At 71.3% G+C, this 16758-nt stretch carries 16 protein-coding genes; 10 read left to right on the top strand and 6 right to left on the bottom strand.

Annotated features, from left to right (window positions below; genetic code table 11):
• Positions 1-14 precede the first annotated feature (14 nt).
• From ELI80_RS06450 to ELI80_RS06430, 5 genes are read left to right on the top strand one after another with little or no spacing between them, the layout of a single operon-like run.
• Positions 15-1100: a glycosyltransferase gene (locus ELI80_RS06450; protein WP_136650322.1), complete on the top strand. Its 1086-nt coding sequence runs from the start codon at positions 15-17 to the stop codon at positions 1098-1100.
• Complete coding sequence (locus ELI80_RS06445; RefSeq protein WP_136650295.1) at positions 1097-2206, top strand: CgeB family protein; 1110 nt, start codon at positions 1097-1099, stop codon at positions 2204-2206. Before ELI80_RS06450 ends, ELI80_RS06445 begins: the two co-directional genes overlap by 4 nt.
• Positions 2203-3285 carry a CgeB family protein gene (locus ELI80_RS06440; RefSeq protein WP_136650294.1) on the top strand — a complete coding sequence of 361 codons (1083 nt, stop codon included), beginning with the start codon at positions 2203-2205 and terminating at the stop codon, positions 3283-3285. The genes ELI80_RS06445 and ELI80_RS06440 overlap by 4 nt, the downstream gene beginning before the upstream one ends.
• Entirely contained in the window at positions 3282-4379 is a 1098-nt protein-coding gene (locus tag ELI80_RS06435) for a CgeB family protein (RefSeq protein WP_136650293.1), read from the top strand. The genes ELI80_RS06440 and ELI80_RS06435 overlap by 4 nt, the downstream gene beginning before the upstream one ends.
• A complete protein-coding gene (locus ELI80_RS06430; RefSeq protein ID WP_136650292.1) occupies positions 4376-5428 on the top strand; it encodes an NAD-dependent epimerase/dehydratase family protein in 1053 nt (350 codons plus the stop codon). Before ELI80_RS06435 ends, ELI80_RS06430 begins: the two co-directional genes overlap by 4 nt.
• 62 nt (positions 5429-5490) lie before the next feature.
• Here the strand turns inward: ELI80_RS06430 and ELI80_RS06425 are convergent, their stop codons facing one another.
• The 4 genes from ELI80_RS06425 to ELI80_RS06410 all read right to left on the bottom strand — a co-directional run bounded on the left by ELI80_RS06425 (position 5491) and on the right by ELI80_RS06410 (position 8846).
• Positions 5491-6213: a DUF998 domain-containing protein gene (locus ELI80_RS06425; RefSeq protein ID WP_136650291.1), complete on the bottom strand. Its 723-nt coding sequence runs from the start codon at positions 6211-6213 to the stop codon at positions 5491-5493.
• Positions 6214-6290: 77 nt separating this feature from the next.
• Positions 6291-7460, bottom strand: coding sequence for a nucleotide sugar dehydrogenase (locus tag ELI80_RS06420; protein WP_136650290.1), 1170 nt, complete (start codon positions 7458-7460; stop codon positions 6291-6293).
• 37 nt (positions 7461-7497) lie between these two features.
• Complete coding sequence (locus ELI80_RS06415) at positions 7498-7947, bottom strand: DUF6165 family protein (protein WP_136650289.1); 450 nt, start codon at positions 7945-7947, stop codon at positions 7498-7500.
• A complete protein-coding gene (locus tag ELI80_RS06410; RefSeq protein WP_201740566.1) occupies positions 7944-8846 on the bottom strand; it encodes a glycosyltransferase family protein in 903 nt (300 codons plus the stop codon). The genes ELI80_RS06415 and ELI80_RS06410 overlap by 4 nt, the downstream gene beginning before the upstream one ends.
• A 218-nt stretch (positions 8847-9064) precedes the next feature.
• Here ELI80_RS06410 and ELI80_RS06405 point away from each other — a divergent pair, with 218 nt between their 5' ends.
• The 3 genes from ELI80_RS06405 to ELI80_RS06395 are packed head-to-tail and all read left to right on the top strand — an operon-like array spanning position 9065 to position 11135.
• On the top strand, positions 9065-9403 hold the full coding sequence (locus tag ELI80_RS06405) for a phosphonate C-P lyase system PhnL family protein (RefSeq protein ID WP_136650288.1): 339 nt from the start codon (positions 9065-9067) through the stop codon (positions 9401-9403).
• A complete protein-coding gene (locus ELI80_RS06400) occupies positions 9400-9996 on the top strand; it encodes a ribose 1,5-bisphosphate phosphokinase PhnN (RefSeq protein WP_136650287.1) in 597 nt (198 codons plus the stop codon). Before ELI80_RS06405 ends, ELI80_RS06400 begins: the two co-directional genes overlap by 4 nt.
• A complete protein-coding gene (locus ELI80_RS06395; protein WP_136650286.1) occupies positions 9993-11135 on the top strand; it encodes an alpha-D-ribose 1-methylphosphonate 5-triphosphate diphosphatase in 1143 nt (380 codons plus the stop codon). Before ELI80_RS06400 ends, ELI80_RS06395 begins: the two co-directional genes overlap by 4 nt.
• A 479-nt stretch (positions 11136-11614) precedes the next feature.
• Here ELI80_RS06395 and ELI80_RS06390 read toward each other — a convergent pair whose 3' ends face one another.
• Positions 11615-13537: a PAS domain-containing HWE histidine kinase family protein gene (locus ELI80_RS06390; RefSeq protein ID WP_161596432.1), complete on the bottom strand. Its 1923-nt coding sequence runs from the start codon at positions 13535-13537 to the stop codon at positions 11615-11617.
• A 657-nt stretch (positions 13538-14194) separates the two neighbouring features.
• Here ELI80_RS06390 and hppD point away from each other — a divergent pair.
• Entirely contained in the window at positions 14195-15295 is a 1101-nt protein-coding gene (gene hppD / locus ELI80_RS06385; protein WP_136650284.1) for a 4-hydroxyphenylpyruvate dioxygenase, read from the top strand.
• 48 nt (positions 15296-15343) lie between these two features.
• Complete coding sequence (locus tag ELI80_RS06380; RefSeq protein ID WP_136650283.1) at positions 15344-15712, top strand: Rieske (2Fe-2S) protein; 369 nt, start codon at positions 15344-15346, stop codon at positions 15710-15712.
• Positions 15713-15743: 31 nt separating this feature from the next.
• Here the strand turns inward: ELI80_RS06380 and ELI80_RS06375 are convergent, their stop codons facing one another.
• On the bottom strand, positions 15744-16730 hold the full coding sequence (locus ELI80_RS06375; protein ID WP_136650282.1) for an ABC transporter substrate-binding protein: 987 nt from the start codon (positions 16728-16730) through the stop codon (positions 15744-15746).
• Positions 16731-16758 lie beyond the last annotated feature (28 nt).

Below are 16758 nucleotides of genomic sequence, written 5' to 3'. Positions count from 1 at the left end.
CACACCGCATCCTGATGACGACCGACGCCGTGGGCGGGGTCTGGCGCTACGCGCTGGAGCTTTGCGCCGCGCTGGACGCCGAGGTCGTGCTGGCGGTGCTGGGCCCCGCGCCCGACGCGGACCAGCGCGCGGCCGCGGCATCGGTGCCGGGCCTGCGGCTGGTCGAGACGGGGCTGCCGCTCGACTGGCTGAGCGACGGGCCGGGGCCGGTGCTGGCGGCGGGCGCGGCCATCGCCCGGCTCGCGCGAGAGGTCGGGGCGGATGTGGTCCACCTGAACTCCCCCGCGCTGGCGGTCGCCGATTTCGGGGTGCCGGTCGTGGCGGTGAACCACGGTTGCCTGGGGACGTGGTGGGACGCGGCGGGTAAGGGCGCGGTGGATGCGACGCTCGCCTGGCTGCCGGACCTCGTGGGCCGTGGGCTGCGGGTCGCGGACCGGACCGTCGCGCCGACCCGGGCCTACGCGGAAGCCATCGCCCGCCGCTACGCGCTGCGGGTGGTGCCGACCGCCGTTCACAACGGCCGCACCCCGATCGCCCTGCCGGCCGCCCTGCCGGCCACCCTGCCCGCCGCCGCGCCCTGTCCCGGTGCGCTGACCGTCGGACGGCTGTGGGACGAGGTGAAGGGCACCGCCACGCTCGACGCCGCGGCCGCCCGGCTCGACGCGCCCTTCGTCGCCGTCGGGGCGACCCGCGCCCCGCACGGCGCCACCGCCGCCCCGCGCCACCTGCAAGCCACCGGGCCGTTGCCCGAGGCGGAACTGGCCGGCCTGCTCGCCCGCCGCCCCGTCTTCGCCAGCGCCGCCCGGTTCGAGCCCTTCGGCCTTGCCGTGCTGGAGGCCGCGCAGGCGGGCTGCCCGCTGGTCCTGTCCGACATCGCGACATTCCGCGAACTGTGGGACGGCGCCGCCGTCTTCGTGGCCGCCGGCGACCCGGACGGCTTCGCCGCCGCCATCGCCGCGCTGCTGGCGGACCCCGCCCGCCACGCCCCGCAGGGTGCCGCCGCACAGGCCCGCGCCGCCCGCTTCACCCCCGCCGCCACGGCCGCGGCGATGACCGCCATCTACCGCGACGCGCTCGGCTCGCGTGAGGACGCCGCATGAAGATCGTCTACTTCACCCATTCGCTGCAAAGCTGCTGGAACCACGGCAACGCCCATTTCCTGCGCGGCGTCTTGCGCGAACTGTCCGCGATGGGCCACGACGTCCGCGCGGTGGAGCCGCAGGGCGCGTGGAGCCTGGAGAACCTGCTGCGGGACCACGGCGAGACGGGCCTTGCCCCGTTCCGCGACAGCTACCCCGACCTGCGCGTGGAAACCTACCCCGCCGACGCCGACCCGGTGGCGCTGGCGGACGGGGCGGACCTCGTGATCGTCCACGAATGGAACGACCCGGCGCTTGCCGCCACGCTCGGCCGGGCGCGCGCGCAGGGCGCCAGCTTCCGGCTGCTGTTCCACGACACCCACCACCGCGCCGTCAGCGACCCCGAAGCGATCCGCGCGTTCGACCTGTCGGGCTTCGACGGGGTGCTCGCGTTCGGCGAGACGCTGGCGGAGGTCTATCGCCGCTGGGGCTGGGGCGACCGCGTCTGGACCTGGCACGAGGCCGCCGACACCCGCCTGTTCCACCCGCCCGCGCAGGAAGGCCCCCGCGACGGCCTCGTCTGGATCGGCAACTGGGGCGACGGCGAGCGCACCGAGGAGCTGGAAGGCTTCCTCTTCCGCCCCGCCCGCGACGCGGGCCAGCCGCTTGACATCTACGGCGTCCGCTACCCGGCCGAGGCGCTGGCGACGCTGTCGCGCTATGGCGTGCGCTACCACGGCTGGGCGCCGAACGCCGCCGCGCCCGGCATCTTCGCGCGCCACATGGCGACCGTCCACGTGCCGCGCCGCTTCTACACCACCGTCCTGCCCGGCATCCCCACCATCCGCGTGTTCGAGGCGCTGGCCTGCGGAATCCCGCTTCTGTCCGCGCCGTGGTCGGACAGCGAAAACCTGTTCCGCCCCGGCACCGACTTCCTGTTCGCGGATACGGGCGCGGCGATGACCCGGCGCCTGCGCGACGTCGCGAACGACCCGGACCTGCGCGCAAGCCTCGTCGCGCACGGGCTGGAAACCATCCGCGCCCGCCACAGCTGCGCCCACCGGGCACGGGAACTCATGTCCATCGCCGCCAAGCTCGGCCTCACCGAAGGAGCATCCGCGGCATGAAGATCGCGTTCTACGGATCCAGCCTGTTGTCGTCCTACTGGAACGGCGCGGCGACCTATTACCGCGGCATCTTGGGCGAGCTCGCGAAGCGCGGGCACGAGATCACCTTCTACGAACCCGACGCCTTCGACCGCCAGAAGCACCGCGACATCGACCCGCCGGACTGGTGCCGGTCGGTCGTCTACCCGGCGACCGAGGACGCGATGCGCACCGTCCTGTCCGAGGCGGCGGCGGCCGACATCGTCGTCAAGGCGAACGGCGTCGGCGTCTTCGACCGCGAACTGCTGGAAGGTGTCGTCGCGGGCGCCCGTCCCGGCGCGCTGAAGATCTTCTGGGACGTGGATGCGGCGGCGACGCTGGACGAGATGCGCGGCGACGAGGCCCATCCGGTCCGGCAGGCGCTGCCGCATCTGGACATGGTGCTGACCTATGGCGGCGGGCCGCCGGTCGTGAACGCCTATCGCGGGTTCGGCGCGCGGCTGTGCGAGCCGGTCTACAACGCGCTCGACCCCTCGACCCACCACCCGGCGCCGTCCGATCCCAGGTTCACCTCGGACCTCGCCTTCCTCGGCAACCGCCTGCCCGACCGCGAGGCGCGGGTGGAGGAGTTCTTCCTGCGCCCCGCCGCGGGCCTGCCCGACCGGCAGTTCCTGATCGGCGGGAACGGCTGGGAAAGCAAGGACATGCCCGCGAATGTCCGGCATCTCGGCCATGTCTACACGCACGAACACAACGCCTTCAACTGCACCCCGCTGGCGGTCCTGAACGTCGCCCGCGACAGCATGGCGAACGTGGGCTTCTCGCCCGCGACGCGCGTGTTCGAGGCGGCGGGCGCGGGCGCCTGCCTGATCACCGACGCGTGGGAGGGGATCGAGCAGTTCCTGGCCCCGGACACCGAAGTGCTGGTCGCCCGCGACGGGCAGGACGTGGCCGACCACCTTGCCGCGCTGACGCCGGAACGCGCGGCCGAGATCGGGCGCGCGGCGCTGGCGCGGGTCAAGGCGGAACACACCTACGCCCTTCGGGGCGAGCAGGTGGACGCGCTCCTGCGCGCGCAGGCCAGGGGGGTCGCCGCATGAAGCTGGTCGTCCTGGGACTGTCCCTGTCCTCGGCGTGGGGCAACGGCCACGCCACCACCTTCCGTGCGCTTCTGAAGGCCTTCGCCCGGCGCGGGCACGAGGTCCTGTTCCTCGAACGCGACGTGCCGTGGTACGCGGGCCACCGCGACCTGGCCGACCCCGACTGGTGCCGGCTGGCGTTCTACGGCGACCTGCCGGCACTCGACGCATGGCGGGACGAGATCGCCGCCGCCGATGCCGTGATCGTGGGCAGCTACGTCCCCCAAGGGGTCGAGGTTGCCCGCCGCGTGCAGGACTGGGCGCGCGGCGTCACGGCCTTCTACGACATCGACACGCCGGTGACGCTCGCCAAGCTGGAACGCGGCGACTTCGAGTATCTCTCGCCCGAGGTCATCCCCGGCTTCGACCTGTACCTGTCCTTCACCGGCGGCCCGACGCTGCGCCACATCGAAACCGCCTACGGCGCGCCGATGGCGCGGGCGCTGTACTGCTCCGTCGATCTCGATCTCTACGGCCCGCGCGAGGTGCCGGTGCGGTGGGACCTGTCCTACCTGGGCACCTACAGCGACGACCGCCAGCCGACGCTGGACCGGCTGCTGCTCGAACCCGCCCGCCAGCGCCCCGACCTGAAGTTCGTCGTGGCCGGGCCGCAATATCCCGCGACGATCGACTGGCCCGCGAATGTCGAGCGGATCGAGCACTGCCCGCCCGCCGACCACGCCGCGTTCTATTCGGCCAGCCGCTTCACGCTGAACGTCACCCGCGCCGACATGATCCGCGCGGGCTGGTCGCCGTCGGTCCGCCTGTTCGAGGCCGGGGCCTGCGCCACGCCCATCGTCTCGGACCGCTGGGACGGGATCGGAAGCCTGTTCGCGCCGGGGGCGGAGATCGTGCTGGCCGACAGCGCCGCCGACGTCCTCGCCGCTATCGACCGCGACGCCGCCGCGATGGGCCGCGCCGCGCGCGCGCGGATCGAGGCCGCGCATTCGTCCGACCACCGCGCCGCCGAACTGGACGCGCATCTTGCCGAAGCCGCAGGGGCGCGCCGCCACGCGCAGGCCCGCCCCGCCGCGTCAGAAGGAATCCCGGCATGACGAAACCGACCATCATCACCGCGCTGCCCAACCGGCGCGAAGCCGCCCGAAGCGGCGACCGCAGGCTGACCGTGGTCGCGGGGGGCGCGGGCTTCATCGGCTCGCATCTCTGCCGCGCGCTTCTGGACCGGGGCGAGGCGGTGCTGTGCCTCGACAACCTCCAGACCGCCCGCCCGTCGAACCTGCCGGGCCTGCAGGCGGACCCGAACTTCACCTTCGTCCGCTGCGACATCGCGAACCCGCTGCCGGCCGAGGTGCTGGCCCTCGCGCCCCGCATCCACCGGATCTACAACCTCGCCTGCGCGGCGTCCCCGCCGCTTTACCAGCGCGACCCGGAACACACGATGCTGACCAACGTCGTCGGCACCAACCACCTGCTGCGGCTGGCGGAAAGCGCCCGCGCCCGGTTCCTCCTGACCTCGACCAGCGAGGTCTACGGCGACCCCGATATCCATCCGCAGGCCGAGGATTACCGCGGCAACGTCAGCTGCACCGGCCCCCGCGCCTGCTACGACGAAGGCAAGCGCGCCGCCGAAAGCCTGACCTTCGACTACGGCCGCGCCGGCCGGGCCGAGGTGCGGGTCGCGCGGATCTTCAACACCTACGGCCCGAACATGGACCCGGCCGACGGGCGGGTGGTGTCGAACCTGATCTGCCAGGCGCTGCGCGGCGACGAGCTGACGATCTACGGCGACGGCAGCCAGACCCGCAGCTTCTGCTACGTCTCGGACCTCGTCGCGGGGCTTCTGGCGCTGATGGAGGCCGGGTTCGACGGGATGGAGCCGGTGAACCTGGGCAATCCCGACGAGCTGACGGTGAACGAGCTTCTGGGCCATGTCATCGCGCTGGCCGGCGAGCCGCGGCAGGTGGTGAACCGCCCGTTGCCCGTGGACGATCCCCGCCGCCGCCGCCCCGATATCACCCGCGCCCGCACGCTGCTGGGGTGGAAGCCGCAGGTGCCGCTGTCCGAGGGGCTGGCCGCGACCTATGCGTGGTTCGAGGAGGAGATGGGCGGGGCCGCGACCGGCATCGGTCAGGGCCGCAGTTGAGCGAGGGACGCGGCTGAGGCAGGGTTGAAGCCCACGCCGGGCCGCGACTGACGGCCAGGCCGCTATTGGGGCGCCATCGCCCGCACCACCGGGCGCAGCGCGTCCCCCTTGACCAGCCACGACACCGCGAAGGCGACGGTCGCCAGCGTCTCGAGCCAGAACACCGGGCGCAGCGGGACCAGCCGCGCCTGCACCGCGTCCGGCGCGACCATCAGAAGCCCGATCGCGGCCATCGAACCCACGATCGTCCAGCCGCAGGCGCGATAGATCCGGTTGCTCGCGGCCTTCTCCGTCGAGCCTTCGCTGCCGCGGACGAACAGCACCAGGCAGAACACCGCCAGCGCGCCGAAGAAGGCGGCGGCGCCGAGCCAGTGGACCGTGCTTGCGAGCGGAAAGCCCAGGACGCACTGGCTGAGCGTGCAGGGAACCTCTGTCCCCGGCAGCGTCGGCACCAGTGCGATGGTCAGCGCGCCCAGCGACGCGGTGCGGGCGGCGGCGAGGTCGCTGATCCATTCGCCGGTGCGGGGGCGATAACCCTCGTAGCTCCACAGGAAGACGGCGTTGGCGCACAGCGTGCCCACGAAGATCTCACGCATCGGCGAGTAATACGATGCCGAGATGCTGGGCAGGATGCCGTGGCCGAACACGATGCCCCAGACGATCAGCGCCGCGGGCAGGAAGAACCCCAGAAGCCCGATGGCCCGGCGCACCCGCAGGAACGACAGCACCAGGTCGTTGTCCGCGCGCTGCTGCGCCCCCTGCTGGTCGCGGATCACGTTCGCCATGCCCTGCCCCTCACGTCACCGACGGCAGGCTAGCACGGATCGCCCGCGAGGCGAGCGCCATCGCGCGCCGGGCAGTCTCAGTCGTCGCGCCCGGACAGGTCGCGCGTGTAGACCTTGTCCGCCACGTCGGCGAGGTCCGCGCTTTGCCGGTTCGACACGATCACGTCGGACATCGCCTTGAACTCGTCGAGGTCGCGGATCACGCGCGAGCGGTAGAAGTCGTCGGCGTCCAGCGCGGGCTCGTAAACCACGCACTCGATCCCCTTGGCCTTGATCCGCTTCATCACGCCCTGGATCGAGCTGTGGCGGAAGTTGTCCGACCCCGCCTTCATCACCAGCCGGTAGATGCCGACGACGCGGGGTTTGCGCGCGACGATCTGGTCGGCGATGAAGTCCTTGCGCGTGCGGTTGCTTTCCACGATCGCGGCCATCAGGTTCTGCGGCACGCGGTCGTAGTTCGCCAGCATCTGCTTGGTGTCCTTGGGCAGGCAGTAGCCGCCATAGCCGAAGCTGGGGTTGTTGTAGTGGTCGCCCACGCGCGGATCGCCCGAAACGCCCGCGATGATCTCGCGCGTGTCCAGTCCCCGCGCCTCGGCGTAGCTGTCGAGTTCGTTGAAGAACGCGACGCGCATGGCGAGGAAGGTGTTGGCGAACAGCTTGATCGCCTCGGCCTCGGTCGGGCCGGTCAGCAGCACCGGAGTCGTGTGGGACGAGGTTCCTTCCAGCAGCAGGTCGGCGATGCGGCGGCCCTGGTCGCCCCGGTCGCCCACGACGATGCGGGACGGGGCGATGCTGTCGGCCAGCGCCTGGCCTTCGCGCAGGAACTCGGGCGCGAAGATGATCCTGTCCGATCCGGTCTCGGCTTGCATCCGCTCGACGAACCCGACCGGGATGGTGGACCGCACCAGGATCAGCGCGTCGGCATTCGCCGCCTGCACCTGCCGTATCACCGCCTCGACCGAGGAGGTGTCGAAGCGGTTCGTCACCGGGTCGTAGTCGGTCGGCGTCGCCACCAGCACCAGCTCGGCCCCGGCATAGGCCGACGCGCCGTCGGTCGTGGCGGTGATGTCCAGGTCGCGGGTGGCCAGCCATTCGCTGGCCAGCCGGTCCTCGATCGGGCTTTGCCGGTTGGCGATCGCGGCGACGCGGTCCGCGTTCAGGTCCACGGCGGCGACCTGGTGGCGCCCGGCCAGCATGACCACGTTTGCGGTGCCCACATACCCCAGGCCGGCGACGGCGATCTTCATCGGATTGTTCCCATCTACTCGTGACAGGCGCCAAGGATCACGCCGGGCCCCGCGCGTCAACTTGGCCTTCGGCGCAGGAGGCGGGATGATGCTTTTCCTCGACGAGGCCCGATTTCAGAAGCGCGTTGATCGCGCGCTTCAGCGCGGCGCGTTCGTCGTTGGTCTGGTAGACCGACCGCGCGAGCGCGACGAACGCGTCGTCGAAGCTGCCCTGCGCTTCCTTCACGCGGATGTCGTCCTCGATCCGCCACAAGGCCGCGTTGACGCGCGCAAGCCCGTCCAGAAGCGGGGCGAGGCCGGCGACCTGCATGACCGGCGCCGCCACGTCCCGCAGCGCCTGAAGCTCGCGCCCGACATTCGCGCGGGCGGCCGCGTCGGGGATGAGCCGGGCCTTCAGATCGAGGATCGTGATCTTGTCCAGAAGCTCGCCCCAGGACACCGGGACCATGGGGACGGGCGGGATCGGGGGGGCGTCTTCGCGGGTCATGCGGATGTGTCGCCCCCCGCGGCGGCACCGTCAAGCGCGCCCGCCACCCGCGCGATCACCTCGGCCCAGTCACCCGCGCGGTGCTGGCGGAAGATGCGGACCGAGGGATACCACGGCGTCCGCTCTCCCTCGCCAGGCCAGCGCCAGTCGGCGCTGTCCTTCAGCAAGAGCCATGTTGGCCGCCCGAGCGTCCCCGCGAGATGCGCGATCAGCGTGTCCACCGTGATGACGCGCGATGCGCCCGCGACCAGCGCGGCCGTCCGCCCCATGTCCATCGGGCAGCCTTCGGGATCGAGGACCGGCAGCGCGGTCGGGGCGGCCACCAGAGAAATCGCGGGCGCGCGGCAGACGGGCGCCATCAGCGCCTCGGGGATCGACCGCGAGGGATCCCAGTCGCCGCCCTGCCAGCAGAGCGCGAGCGTGCCCGGCGGCAGGTCCGCGGGCCGCACCGCAAGCGGAAGCGGCGGCGCGGCGGCGGGCGTCAGCCGCAAGGCGAAGGGCAGCTCCATGATCTCGACGTCGCAGTCGTGGGGCTTGAGCGGGCGGGCCACGTCGAAGGGAACCAGCCGGTCGATGCCGGGATGGCCGGCGAACAGCGGCAGGAGCCGGGGCTGCATCTCGACCGTCACCTCGGCCGCCCGCGCCCGCAAATGCGGCAGGAAGCGGGCGAACTGCACCGTGTCGCCAAGGCCGTGATAGCAGCGGACCAGCACCCGCCGGCCGTCGAAGGGCCGCCCGTCCCAGACCCAGCGCAGGTGGTAGGGCAGGTTCGGGTCGTCGCGCGTGGCGGGATCGCGGGCGGAATGCGCCGCCGCCATGATGTCCCACGCCGCGCGATGGTCGCCGCGGCGCATGGCGGCGGTCCAGGGATCGGGCTTGGGGTCGGTCTGCTGGTCCATCGGGCCGCCTTGTCGCTTCGCGTCCGACCTAGCGCCTGCCGCGCCCGCGGAACAGCCCGCGAAGCACCGCGCGGGGAGCGTTGGCGCTGAGATGCTTCGTCGCTCGATGCTGGTGAGAACAGGCACCTCGTCGGAACCGCGCTGGCGGATCAGGTGCTTGACGACCCGCGCCACGCCTGTAGGCAGCTTCTCGTGTCCTCGGCCGCGCAGGTATGACGATGATCGACGATCAAGACGTGACCGGGGCCTTCACCCTCGACAAGCGGGGTGGCACGGCGCTGCGGGTGATCGAACGGGCGCGGCCGCACCCCCTGCCCGGCAAAGGCGTGGCGCTTGCCGGCGCGTCCGGCGCGGGGAAATCGGCGCCCACAAGGCTGGCCCGGCACAACGACCGGATCGACGCGGGCTCCATCCGCCGCGTCGTCCCCCGCCTCTCCCGCATCGAGAACGTGGCCGAGCCGCTCCCGACTCCGGGCGCTCCCGGCGGCGACGAGGGGCGCGCCCTCGCCCGGCAGGCGGTCGTGACGACCTTCGGCCCCGACCGGACAGCGGCATGACGACGGAGCCCGCGCCCGGAACCGCCCGCGCCCCCGCGCCGGCGCCGTGCTTCGCCTTCGTCGGACCCTCCGGCGCGGGCAAGGACAGCGTGATGGCGGCGGTGGCCCGCGCCCGGCCGGACGTGCTGCTGGCGTGCCGCGTCGTCACACGGCCCCCCGACCCGACCGAACCCTTCGAGGCCGCGACCCGCGACAGCTTCGACCGCGACCGGGCGGCGGGCCGCTTCGTCCTCGACTGGGACGCGCACGGCCTGTCCTACGGCATCCCGCGCGAGGTTCGCGGCGCGCAGGCCGCGGGCCGGATCCTTTTCGTGAACCTCTCGCGCGCCGTGCTGCCGCAGGCCGTCCGCGCGCTGGCGCCACTGAGCGTGGTCCACGTCACCGCCCGCCCGGACGTGCTGGCCCGGCGCCTCAGCGCGCGGGGGCGCGAGGATGCCGACGCGATCGGGGAACGCCTGCTCGGCGCCGACACCCCGTTGCCTTCGCTCGCCGGAACGCCCATCCACCGCATCGACAATTCCGGCCCGCTGGACCATGCCGTGCAGGCGGTCCTTGCGCTGCTGCCCGCCCCCTCAGACACGAGCTTTCCATGACCGCCGAGACCGTCTTCGCCAACGCCTCCCTGATCCTGCCCGACCGTGTCGCGAGGGGCAGCCTTCTGGTCCGCGACGGGCTGATCGCCGGCATCGACGAGGGGAGCCGCGTCCCGGCGGGCGCGATCGACTGCGGCGGCGACTATCTCTCGCCCGGCATGGTGGAACTGCACACCGACAACCTGGAACGCCACATCCAGCCCCGCCCCGGCGTCAACTGGCCGCACGCCGCCGCCATCGTGGCGCACGACGCGGAACTGGCGAGCGTCGGGATCACGACGGTGTTCGACGCCCTGCGCGTCGGTTCGATCGAGGAGGAAGAGGCCGACTATCCCCGCTACGCCCGCCCGCTGGCGTCCGAGATCATGGCCCTGCTCGACACCGACGCGCTGCGGATCAGCCACTACATCCACCTGCGGGCCGAGGTCTGTTCGGAAACGCTGGTGGCCGAACTCGACGAGTTCTCGGCCGCCGACCGCGTGGGCCTCGTCAGCCTGATGGACCACACGCCGGGGCAGCGGCAGTTCCGCGACATAAGCAAGCTCGCGCTCTACGTGCAGGGCAAGCACCGCATGTCGGACGAGGCCTTCGCCGACCACATCCGCCGCCTGACCGACCTGCAGGCCCGCTACGGCGCGCTGCACGAGGCGGCGGCAGTCGCGGCGGCGGGCCGGCTGGGCGCGGTGCTGGCGAGCCACGACGACACCACGCCCGAGCAGGTCGCGACCTCGGCCGCCTACGGGATCCGGCTGGCCGAGTTCCCGACCACGATGGAAGCCGCCGACGCCTGCCGGGACCACGGCATCCGCACGATCATGGGCGCGCCGAACCTCGTGCGCGGCGGGTCGCACAGCGGCAACGCGGCGGCAGCCGACCTCGCCCGCGCCGACCGGCTCGACATCCTGTCGTCGGACTACGTGCCCGCATCGCTTCTGGCGGGCGCGGCGATCCTGGGCGGGATCTGGGACGACCTGCCCCGCGCGATCGCGACCGTCACCGCGAACCCCGCCGAAGCCGCGAGCCTCACCGACCGCGGCCGGATCGAGCCCGGCCGCCGCGCCGACCTGATCCGCTTCTCGATGCTGGACGCGACCCCGGTCCTGCGCGAGACATGGGTTGGCGGCCGCCGCGTGGCGTGACGGGATAGGGACGTGACGGCCGGGGGGCGTGACTGGCCGGGGCGCTGAGTCGCGGCTTCGCGGGGCACCTTGTGCTCGGCGTCGTCAGGGGGCTGGGCGCGAGGATCGAACCGCAGGGGGAAGTTTCCACGGGTCACCGGCGAACTCCGGGCGAATCTTTCCCAGCACAACCCCAGGGGTGAACGGCCCGGAACCCGTGCGCGTGGGTGACGGGCTGATCGGCAGCCCGACGGACGACACCTCGGCCCCGGTGTTCACCAAGACTGGCGAGGTGCTGGGGCAGGTTCCGGTCGGTCCGCCCCTGTCCATCATGGAGCTGACCGCGGAACCGCACGGCCCCAAAGGCGGCGCTGACGGTAACCGTCGACGATCCGGGCCCTTAGACGGCGCTGAGCCTGACCGAGTGACCGGAGCGCGCGCCCCTGTCAGGCGGCCGGATCGGGCGGCATGATCAGGCGGGTGGAACCCGGGCCGCGCGATCACGCATCGGGCGCGACCTCATCGGGCAGCGGCAGCGCGTCGCCATCGTTCGTCACCTCGGCCAGCGGCGCGGTCAGGTGACACTGCACCCCTGTCACGGCATAGTCAATCCGCACCCGCCCGGCGCCCGAGTCCGCCAGCCCCATTTCCAGCAGTTCGGTTCCGAAGCCGCGGCTTTTCGGTCGCCTGACCGGCGGCCCGCCGCTTTCCGCCCAGTGAAAGGACAGCATCGGCGCGCCGGACCCGCCGTCCTGCTCCACCGACCAGGCCAGCTTGACCCGGCCCTCGGGGACCGACAGCGCACCGTACTTGCCCGCGTTCGTCGCCAGCTCGTGCACGATGAGCGACAGCGACAGCGCCGAGCGCGCGCCGATGGTCAGGTCGGGCCCGTCGAACATGATCCGCCGGCCCTGGTCGTGGACCGCGGCCGCGCCCTCGACGATGGACCGGATGGTGGCGGCGTTCCGGTGCCCGGTCATCACGACGTCGTTCGCCGCCGACAAGGCCCGGATCCGGGCAATCGTGGCAAGCCGGCCGGACTCCACGTCCGGGGCGTCGCGCAGCGTCTGCGACACGATCGCGGAAACCACCGCCAGCGTGTTCTTCATCCGGTGCGCAAGCTCGTTGTTCAGCGTCGCGCGGCGATGTTCGTTGCGGACCCGGCGGGTGATGTCGCGCACGGCGCCCACGAAGCGGACCGGCGCGCCGCCGCGATGCAAGCCGCCCGACAAGTCGCGATGCAAGCCCACCAGCAAGCCTGCGCTGTGCCCGCCGCCCGCGCCTTCACCGTTACCCTCGCCCTCGCGCAGGGACACGCCCTTCATCGATGCCCGGCGCTCGATCCCGTCGTCCAGGCCGATCACGCGGAACTTCATCTCGAACACCTCGCCGCCGTCGCAGGCGGCGGCGAAGCGGCGCTCGAACTCCGGCCGGTCGCCGGGATGGATCGCGGCGATCATGTCCGACAGCTTGGGCCTGCTCGACTCGGAACTGCCGAACAGCAGGCAGGTGTTGCGGTCCCAGTCCAGCGTCCCGGTGCTGAGGTCGATGTCCCACAGGCCGACGTCGCCGATCTCCACCGCAAGCCGGCGGCGCTGCTCGATGTCGGACCGCTCCTGTTCCGACCGGACCCGATCGGTCACGTCCGAGAACACGAGCACGAAGCGGTCGCCGCCCAGAGGCTGCGCGACCCCGTCGTATGACCGTCCGGTCGCGCCGAACTGGCGGACGAAGGATTGCGCCGCCTGCCGCTCGACCACCTGCGTGGCCATGTCGATCCAGTAGCTGTCGACCTGGCCGAACACCTCGCGGACGGTCCGGCCCTTGACGGAACGGTCCTCGATCCCGCTCAGCCGCTGCCAGGCCGGGTTGAACTCCTCCAGCCTGAAATCGTCGATCCGCCCGTCCTCGCCGCGGATCAGTTCGCCCACCAGCAGCCCTTCCTGCAGGGCGTCGAAGAGCGCCTGCCATTGCGCTTCGGACGACCGCAGGCGGGCCGCGGTCGTCACCGCCCCGGTCGTCTCGTTGGTGATGCACAGAAAGCCCGCGACGCGGCCGCGGGCATCGCGGACGGGCGAATAGCTGAACGTCCACCACGTGTCCTCGGGGACGCCGTAGCGGGCCATCCGGATATGGAAGTCGCTGACCGAACTCGCCTCGCCCGCCATCGCCCGCCCGGCCATGGACCGAACCGCAGGCCACGCATCGGCCCACAGCATCGGCAAGGTCGTGCCGACGGCATCGGCGACCCGCGGCCCGAGGACCGGGCGATAGGCGTCATTCGAGAAGAACCACATCTCCTCGCCCCAGACGAGATAGCTCGATTCGGCCGAACCCAGCAGCGTGTTGACCATCGCGAGAAGCAGCGGGTCCCAGTGCTGCGGCAGTCCCAGCGGATGGTCGGCCCAGTTGTAGGCGGCCATCTCGCGGCCGGTCAGGCCACCTTCTGCAAACGGTTGCTGCCCGGGGAATACGTCATCCCGGGCGGTGACGGATGCGATGAAGGGCTTTTCACGGGACATGGGAAATGGCGCAATCTGCCGAAGCGAAGACAAAACAGACAATCTGGAGAGCCGCCGTTTCCGATACGCTCGGGCGTGCCGGGCTGGGCCCCCTGTCCATCATCAAAGCAGATAACCGCCTTGTCTGGAAAGGACAATCTCGTGCGGGCTCGCGCTGCGGTGGTGCCGGCCGCTGAGCGCGAGTCCGCCGGTGCGCGTCCGCGCGGGCGCAACCTGTCGGCGAACAACGACAATTCCGGCTGCCCCGCCGGTTGCCGGCCGTCGGTTCCGCGCCGCCCGCATCCACGGACCAGCCGCCCAGCGACCTTACCGGCAGCGCGCGCGGATCGCCCACCGGCCTGTCGGCTACGACCCGGCGCTGTCCCTCCGGCAACGGCCGGGGTCCGGCGGCCGATCGGGTGCACGCGCCCGGCTGCCCGTTCAACCCCACCCGGGGCGCCGGATCGACGGTCGCGTTTCCGCCCCTGCGGCAAATCGCATCATTTGCAACGATCCGTTGTTTCGCCGCCTCCCCCCGATGCTGTATGGTCCATCCACAACGAGGAGTGAGGAAACATCATGGGACCCTTCCCGCACGACGCCCCGCGGGCCGTCATCAGCGAGGCGAACCCGGCCGGCACCGACGGCTTCGAGTTCGTCGAATTCGCCCACCCGCGCCCCGAGGAGCTGGAAAGCCTGTTCCAGCGCATGGGCTATACCGAAGTCGCCCGCCACCGCACGAAGGACATCTCGCTGTACCGGCAGGGCAACATCAACTACGTCCTGAACCGCGAGCCGGGCAGCCACGCCGCCCGCTTCGTCCAGGAACACGGCCCCTGCGCCCCCGCAATGGCGTGGCGCGTGGTCGATGCGAAGGTCGCGCTGCAACGCTGCCTCGACTACGGCGCGAAGGAGTACACCGGCAGCGACAAGAGCCTGGACGTCCCTGCCGTCATCGGCATCGGCGGGTCGCTGCTGTACCTGGTCGAAACCTACGGCGACAAGGGCTCGCCCTACGAGGCCGAGTTCACGTGGCTGGGCGAGGCCGACCCGAAGCCCGCGGGCGTGGGCTTCTACTATCTCGACCACCTGACCCACAACGTCATGCGCGGCAACATGAGCACGTGGTACCGGTTCTACGCCGACGTGTTCAACTTCCGCGAGATCCGCTATTTCGACATCGCCGGAAAGCAGACCGGGCTGACCAGCCGCGCGCTGACCTCGCCCGACGGCAAGATCCGCATCCCGATCAACGAAAGCTCCGACGACAAGAGCCAGATCGAGGAATACCTGCGCGAATACAAGGGCGAGGGGATCCAGCACATCGCCGTCGGGACCGAGGACATCTACGCCGCGACCGACGCGATCGCGGCGCGGGGGCTGGAGTTCATGCCGGGCCCGCCCGCGATCTACTACGACAAGTCCTTCGACCGGGTGAAGGGCCACGACGAGCCGATCGAGAAGCTGGAAAAGCACGGCATCCTGATCGACGGCGAAGGCGTGGTGCAGGGCGGCGAGACGCGCATCCTGCTGCAGATCTTCTCGAAAACCGTGATCGGGCCGATCTTCTTCGAGTTCATCCAGCGCAAGGGCGACGACGGCTTCGGCGAGGGCAACTTCAAGGCCCTGTTCGAGTCGATCGAGGAAGACCAGATCCGCCGCGGCGTGCTGACGGCCTGATCCGTTCCGGGCGGCCCCCGCGGCCGCCCGCCTTTCCGGGGAACCCCCATGACCGACGCCTGGCGCAAGTACCGTGGCGCCCCCGCCGACGGCACCCCCCTCTGCCCCGTCGAAGCCATTCCCGATCCGGGCACGCGCAGCGTCATGGTCGCGCGCTTCCCGGTGATCCTCGCCCGGAACGGCGGGACGCTGCGGGCCTATGTCAACGCCTGCCCGCACCAGTACCTGCCGCTCGACCACCGCGGCCCGAACGTCATCAGCGCCGACGGGACCATGCTGCGCTGCACCAACCACGACGCCGCCTTCCGGCTGGAAGACGGCGCAGGGGTCGAGGGGCTGGGCCTTGGCTGCGCGCTCGATGCGATCCCGGTCACTGTGGACGCGGCCGGGATGGTGGTGATCGGCGGGTCGCCCTGACGGCGCCCGCCGCCCGCCCTGCCGCAGGGCCCTATTGCAGCGCCTTGTCCGTGATCGCGTGGGTCCATGCGCCGTCCGGCGCCTTCGAGATCACCGGGTCCGACCCGCCCGCCAGCAGCGTGTCGACCGTGCGCTGGTAGTCCGCCTCGTCCAGCGCGCCGTTCGATCCGACGGTGAGCTTGGCCACCTCCTGCATCATGCGGACCTGGTGCGCCTCGGTCTGGGCGCCGGTCTCGTCATTGTCGAGGACGATCTGCGCGGCTTCCTCGGGGTTCTCCTCGGCGTATTTCCAGCCCTTCATCGAGGCGCGGACGAAGCGGACCAGCCGATCCTCCATCGCCGGGTCGGCGAGCGTCGATTCCAGCGTGTAGAGCCCGTCCTCCAGCGTGGCGACGCCTTGGTCCTCGTACTTGAAGGTCACGAGGTCGTCGGGGCTGATGCCCGCGTCCAGCACCTGCCCGTATTCGTTGTAGGTCATGGTCGAGATGCAGGACGCCTGCTTCTGCAGCAGCGGATCGACGTTGAAGCCCTGCTTGAGGACGGTCACGCCGTCCGGTCCGCCCGTCGTGGGCAGGCCGAGATGCGCCATCCAGCTGAGGAACGGGTATTCGTTCCCGAAGAACCAGACGCCCAGCGTCTTGCCCTTGAAGTCGGTGGCGGGGTCCGTGACGCCGCTTTCCTTGAGACAGGTCAGCATCATCCCCGACGACTTGAACGGCTGCGCGATGTTGACGATCGGCAGCCCCTTTTCGCGCGCGGCCAGCGCCGCCGGCATCCATTCCACGGCGACGTCGGCGCCGCCCCCCGCCAGAACCTGCGTCGGCGCGATGTCCGGCCCGCCGGGCTGGATCGTGACGTCGAGGTTCTCTTCGTCGTAGAAGCCCTTGTCCTCGGCGACGTAATAGCCCGCGAACTGGGCCTGCGTGACCCACTTGAGTTGCAGCGTCAGCGGGTCGGCGGCGTTTGCGGCACCGGCCAGCAGGGCCAGCGCGGCGGACGAGATCATCAGTCTGGTCATTCTCCACTCCACTGTTGGGGGCGTTCTC

Source organism: Paracoccus aeridis (genome assembly GCF_004923205.2).
Taxonomy (GTDB): Bacteria; Pseudomonadota; Alphaproteobacteria; order Rhodobacterales; family Rhodobacteraceae; genus Paracoccus; species Paracoccus aeridis.
This window is presented reverse-complemented; position numbering and strand designations above follow the sequence as displayed.

What these genes read in the sequence shown, in the direction of transcription:
- ELI80_RS06450 (WP_136650322.1), top strand. Translation starts at nt 15, where the DNA reads ATGACGACCGACGCCGTGGGCGGGGTCTGGCGCTACGCGCTGGAGCTT.
- ELI80_RS06445 (WP_136650295.1), top strand. Translation starts at nt 1,097, where the DNA reads ATGAAGATCGTCTACTTCACCCATTCGCTGCAAAGCTGCTGGAACCAC.
- ELI80_RS06440 (WP_136650294.1), top strand. Translation starts at nt 2,203, where the DNA reads ATGAAGATCGCGTTCTACGGATCCAGCCTGTTGTCGTCCTACTGGAAC.
- ELI80_RS06435 (WP_136650293.1), top strand. Translation starts at nt 3,282, where the DNA reads ATGAAGCTGGTCGTCCTGGGACTGTCCCTGTCCTCGGCGTGGGGCAAC.
- ELI80_RS06430 (WP_136650292.1), top strand. Translation starts at nt 4,376, where the DNA reads ATGACGAAACCGACCATCATCACCGCGCTGCCCAACCGGCGCGAAGCC.
- ELI80_RS06425 (WP_136650291.1), bottom strand. Translation starts at nt 6,213, where the DNA reads ATGGCGAACGTGATCCGCGACCAGCAGGGGGCGCAGCAGCGCGCGGAC.
- ELI80_RS06420 (WP_136650290.1), bottom strand. Translation starts at nt 7,460, where the DNA reads ATGAAGATCGCCGTCGCCGGCCTGGGGTATGTGGGCACCGCAAACGTG.
- ELI80_RS06415 (WP_136650289.1), bottom strand. Translation starts at nt 7,947, where the DNA reads ATGACCCGCGAAGACGCCCCCCCGATCCCGCCCGTCCCCATGGTCCCG.
- ELI80_RS06410 (WP_201740566.1), bottom strand. Translation starts at nt 8,846, where the DNA reads ATGGACCAGCAGACCGACCCCAAGCCCGATCCCTGGACCGCCGCCATG.
- ELI80_RS06405 (WP_136650288.1), top strand. Translation starts at nt 9,065, where the DNA reads ATGATCGACGATCAAGACGTGACCGGGGCCTTCACCCTCGACAAGCGG.
- ELI80_RS06400 (WP_136650287.1), top strand. Translation starts at nt 9,400, where the DNA reads ATGACGACGGAGCCCGCGCCCGGAACCGCCCGCGCCCCCGCGCCGGCG.
- ELI80_RS06395 (WP_136650286.1), top strand. Translation starts at nt 9,993, where the DNA reads ATGACCGCCGAGACCGTCTTCGCCAACGCCTCCCTGATCCTGCCCGAC.
- ELI80_RS06390 (WP_161596432.1), bottom strand. Translation starts at nt 13,537, where the DNA reads ATGGCCGCCTACAACTGGGCCGACCATCCGCTGGGACTGCCGCAGCAC.
- hppD (WP_136650284.1), top strand. Translation starts at nt 14,195, where the DNA reads ATGGGACCCTTCCCGCACGACGCCCCGCGGGCCGTCATCAGCGAGGCG.
- ELI80_RS06380 (WP_136650283.1), top strand. Translation starts at nt 15,344, where the DNA reads ATGACCGACGCCTGGCGCAAGTACCGTGGCGCCCCCGCCGACGGCACC.
- ELI80_RS06375 (WP_136650282.1), bottom strand. Translation starts at nt 16,730, where the DNA reads ATGACCAGACTGATGATCTCGTCCGCCGCGCTGGCCCTGCTGGCCGGT.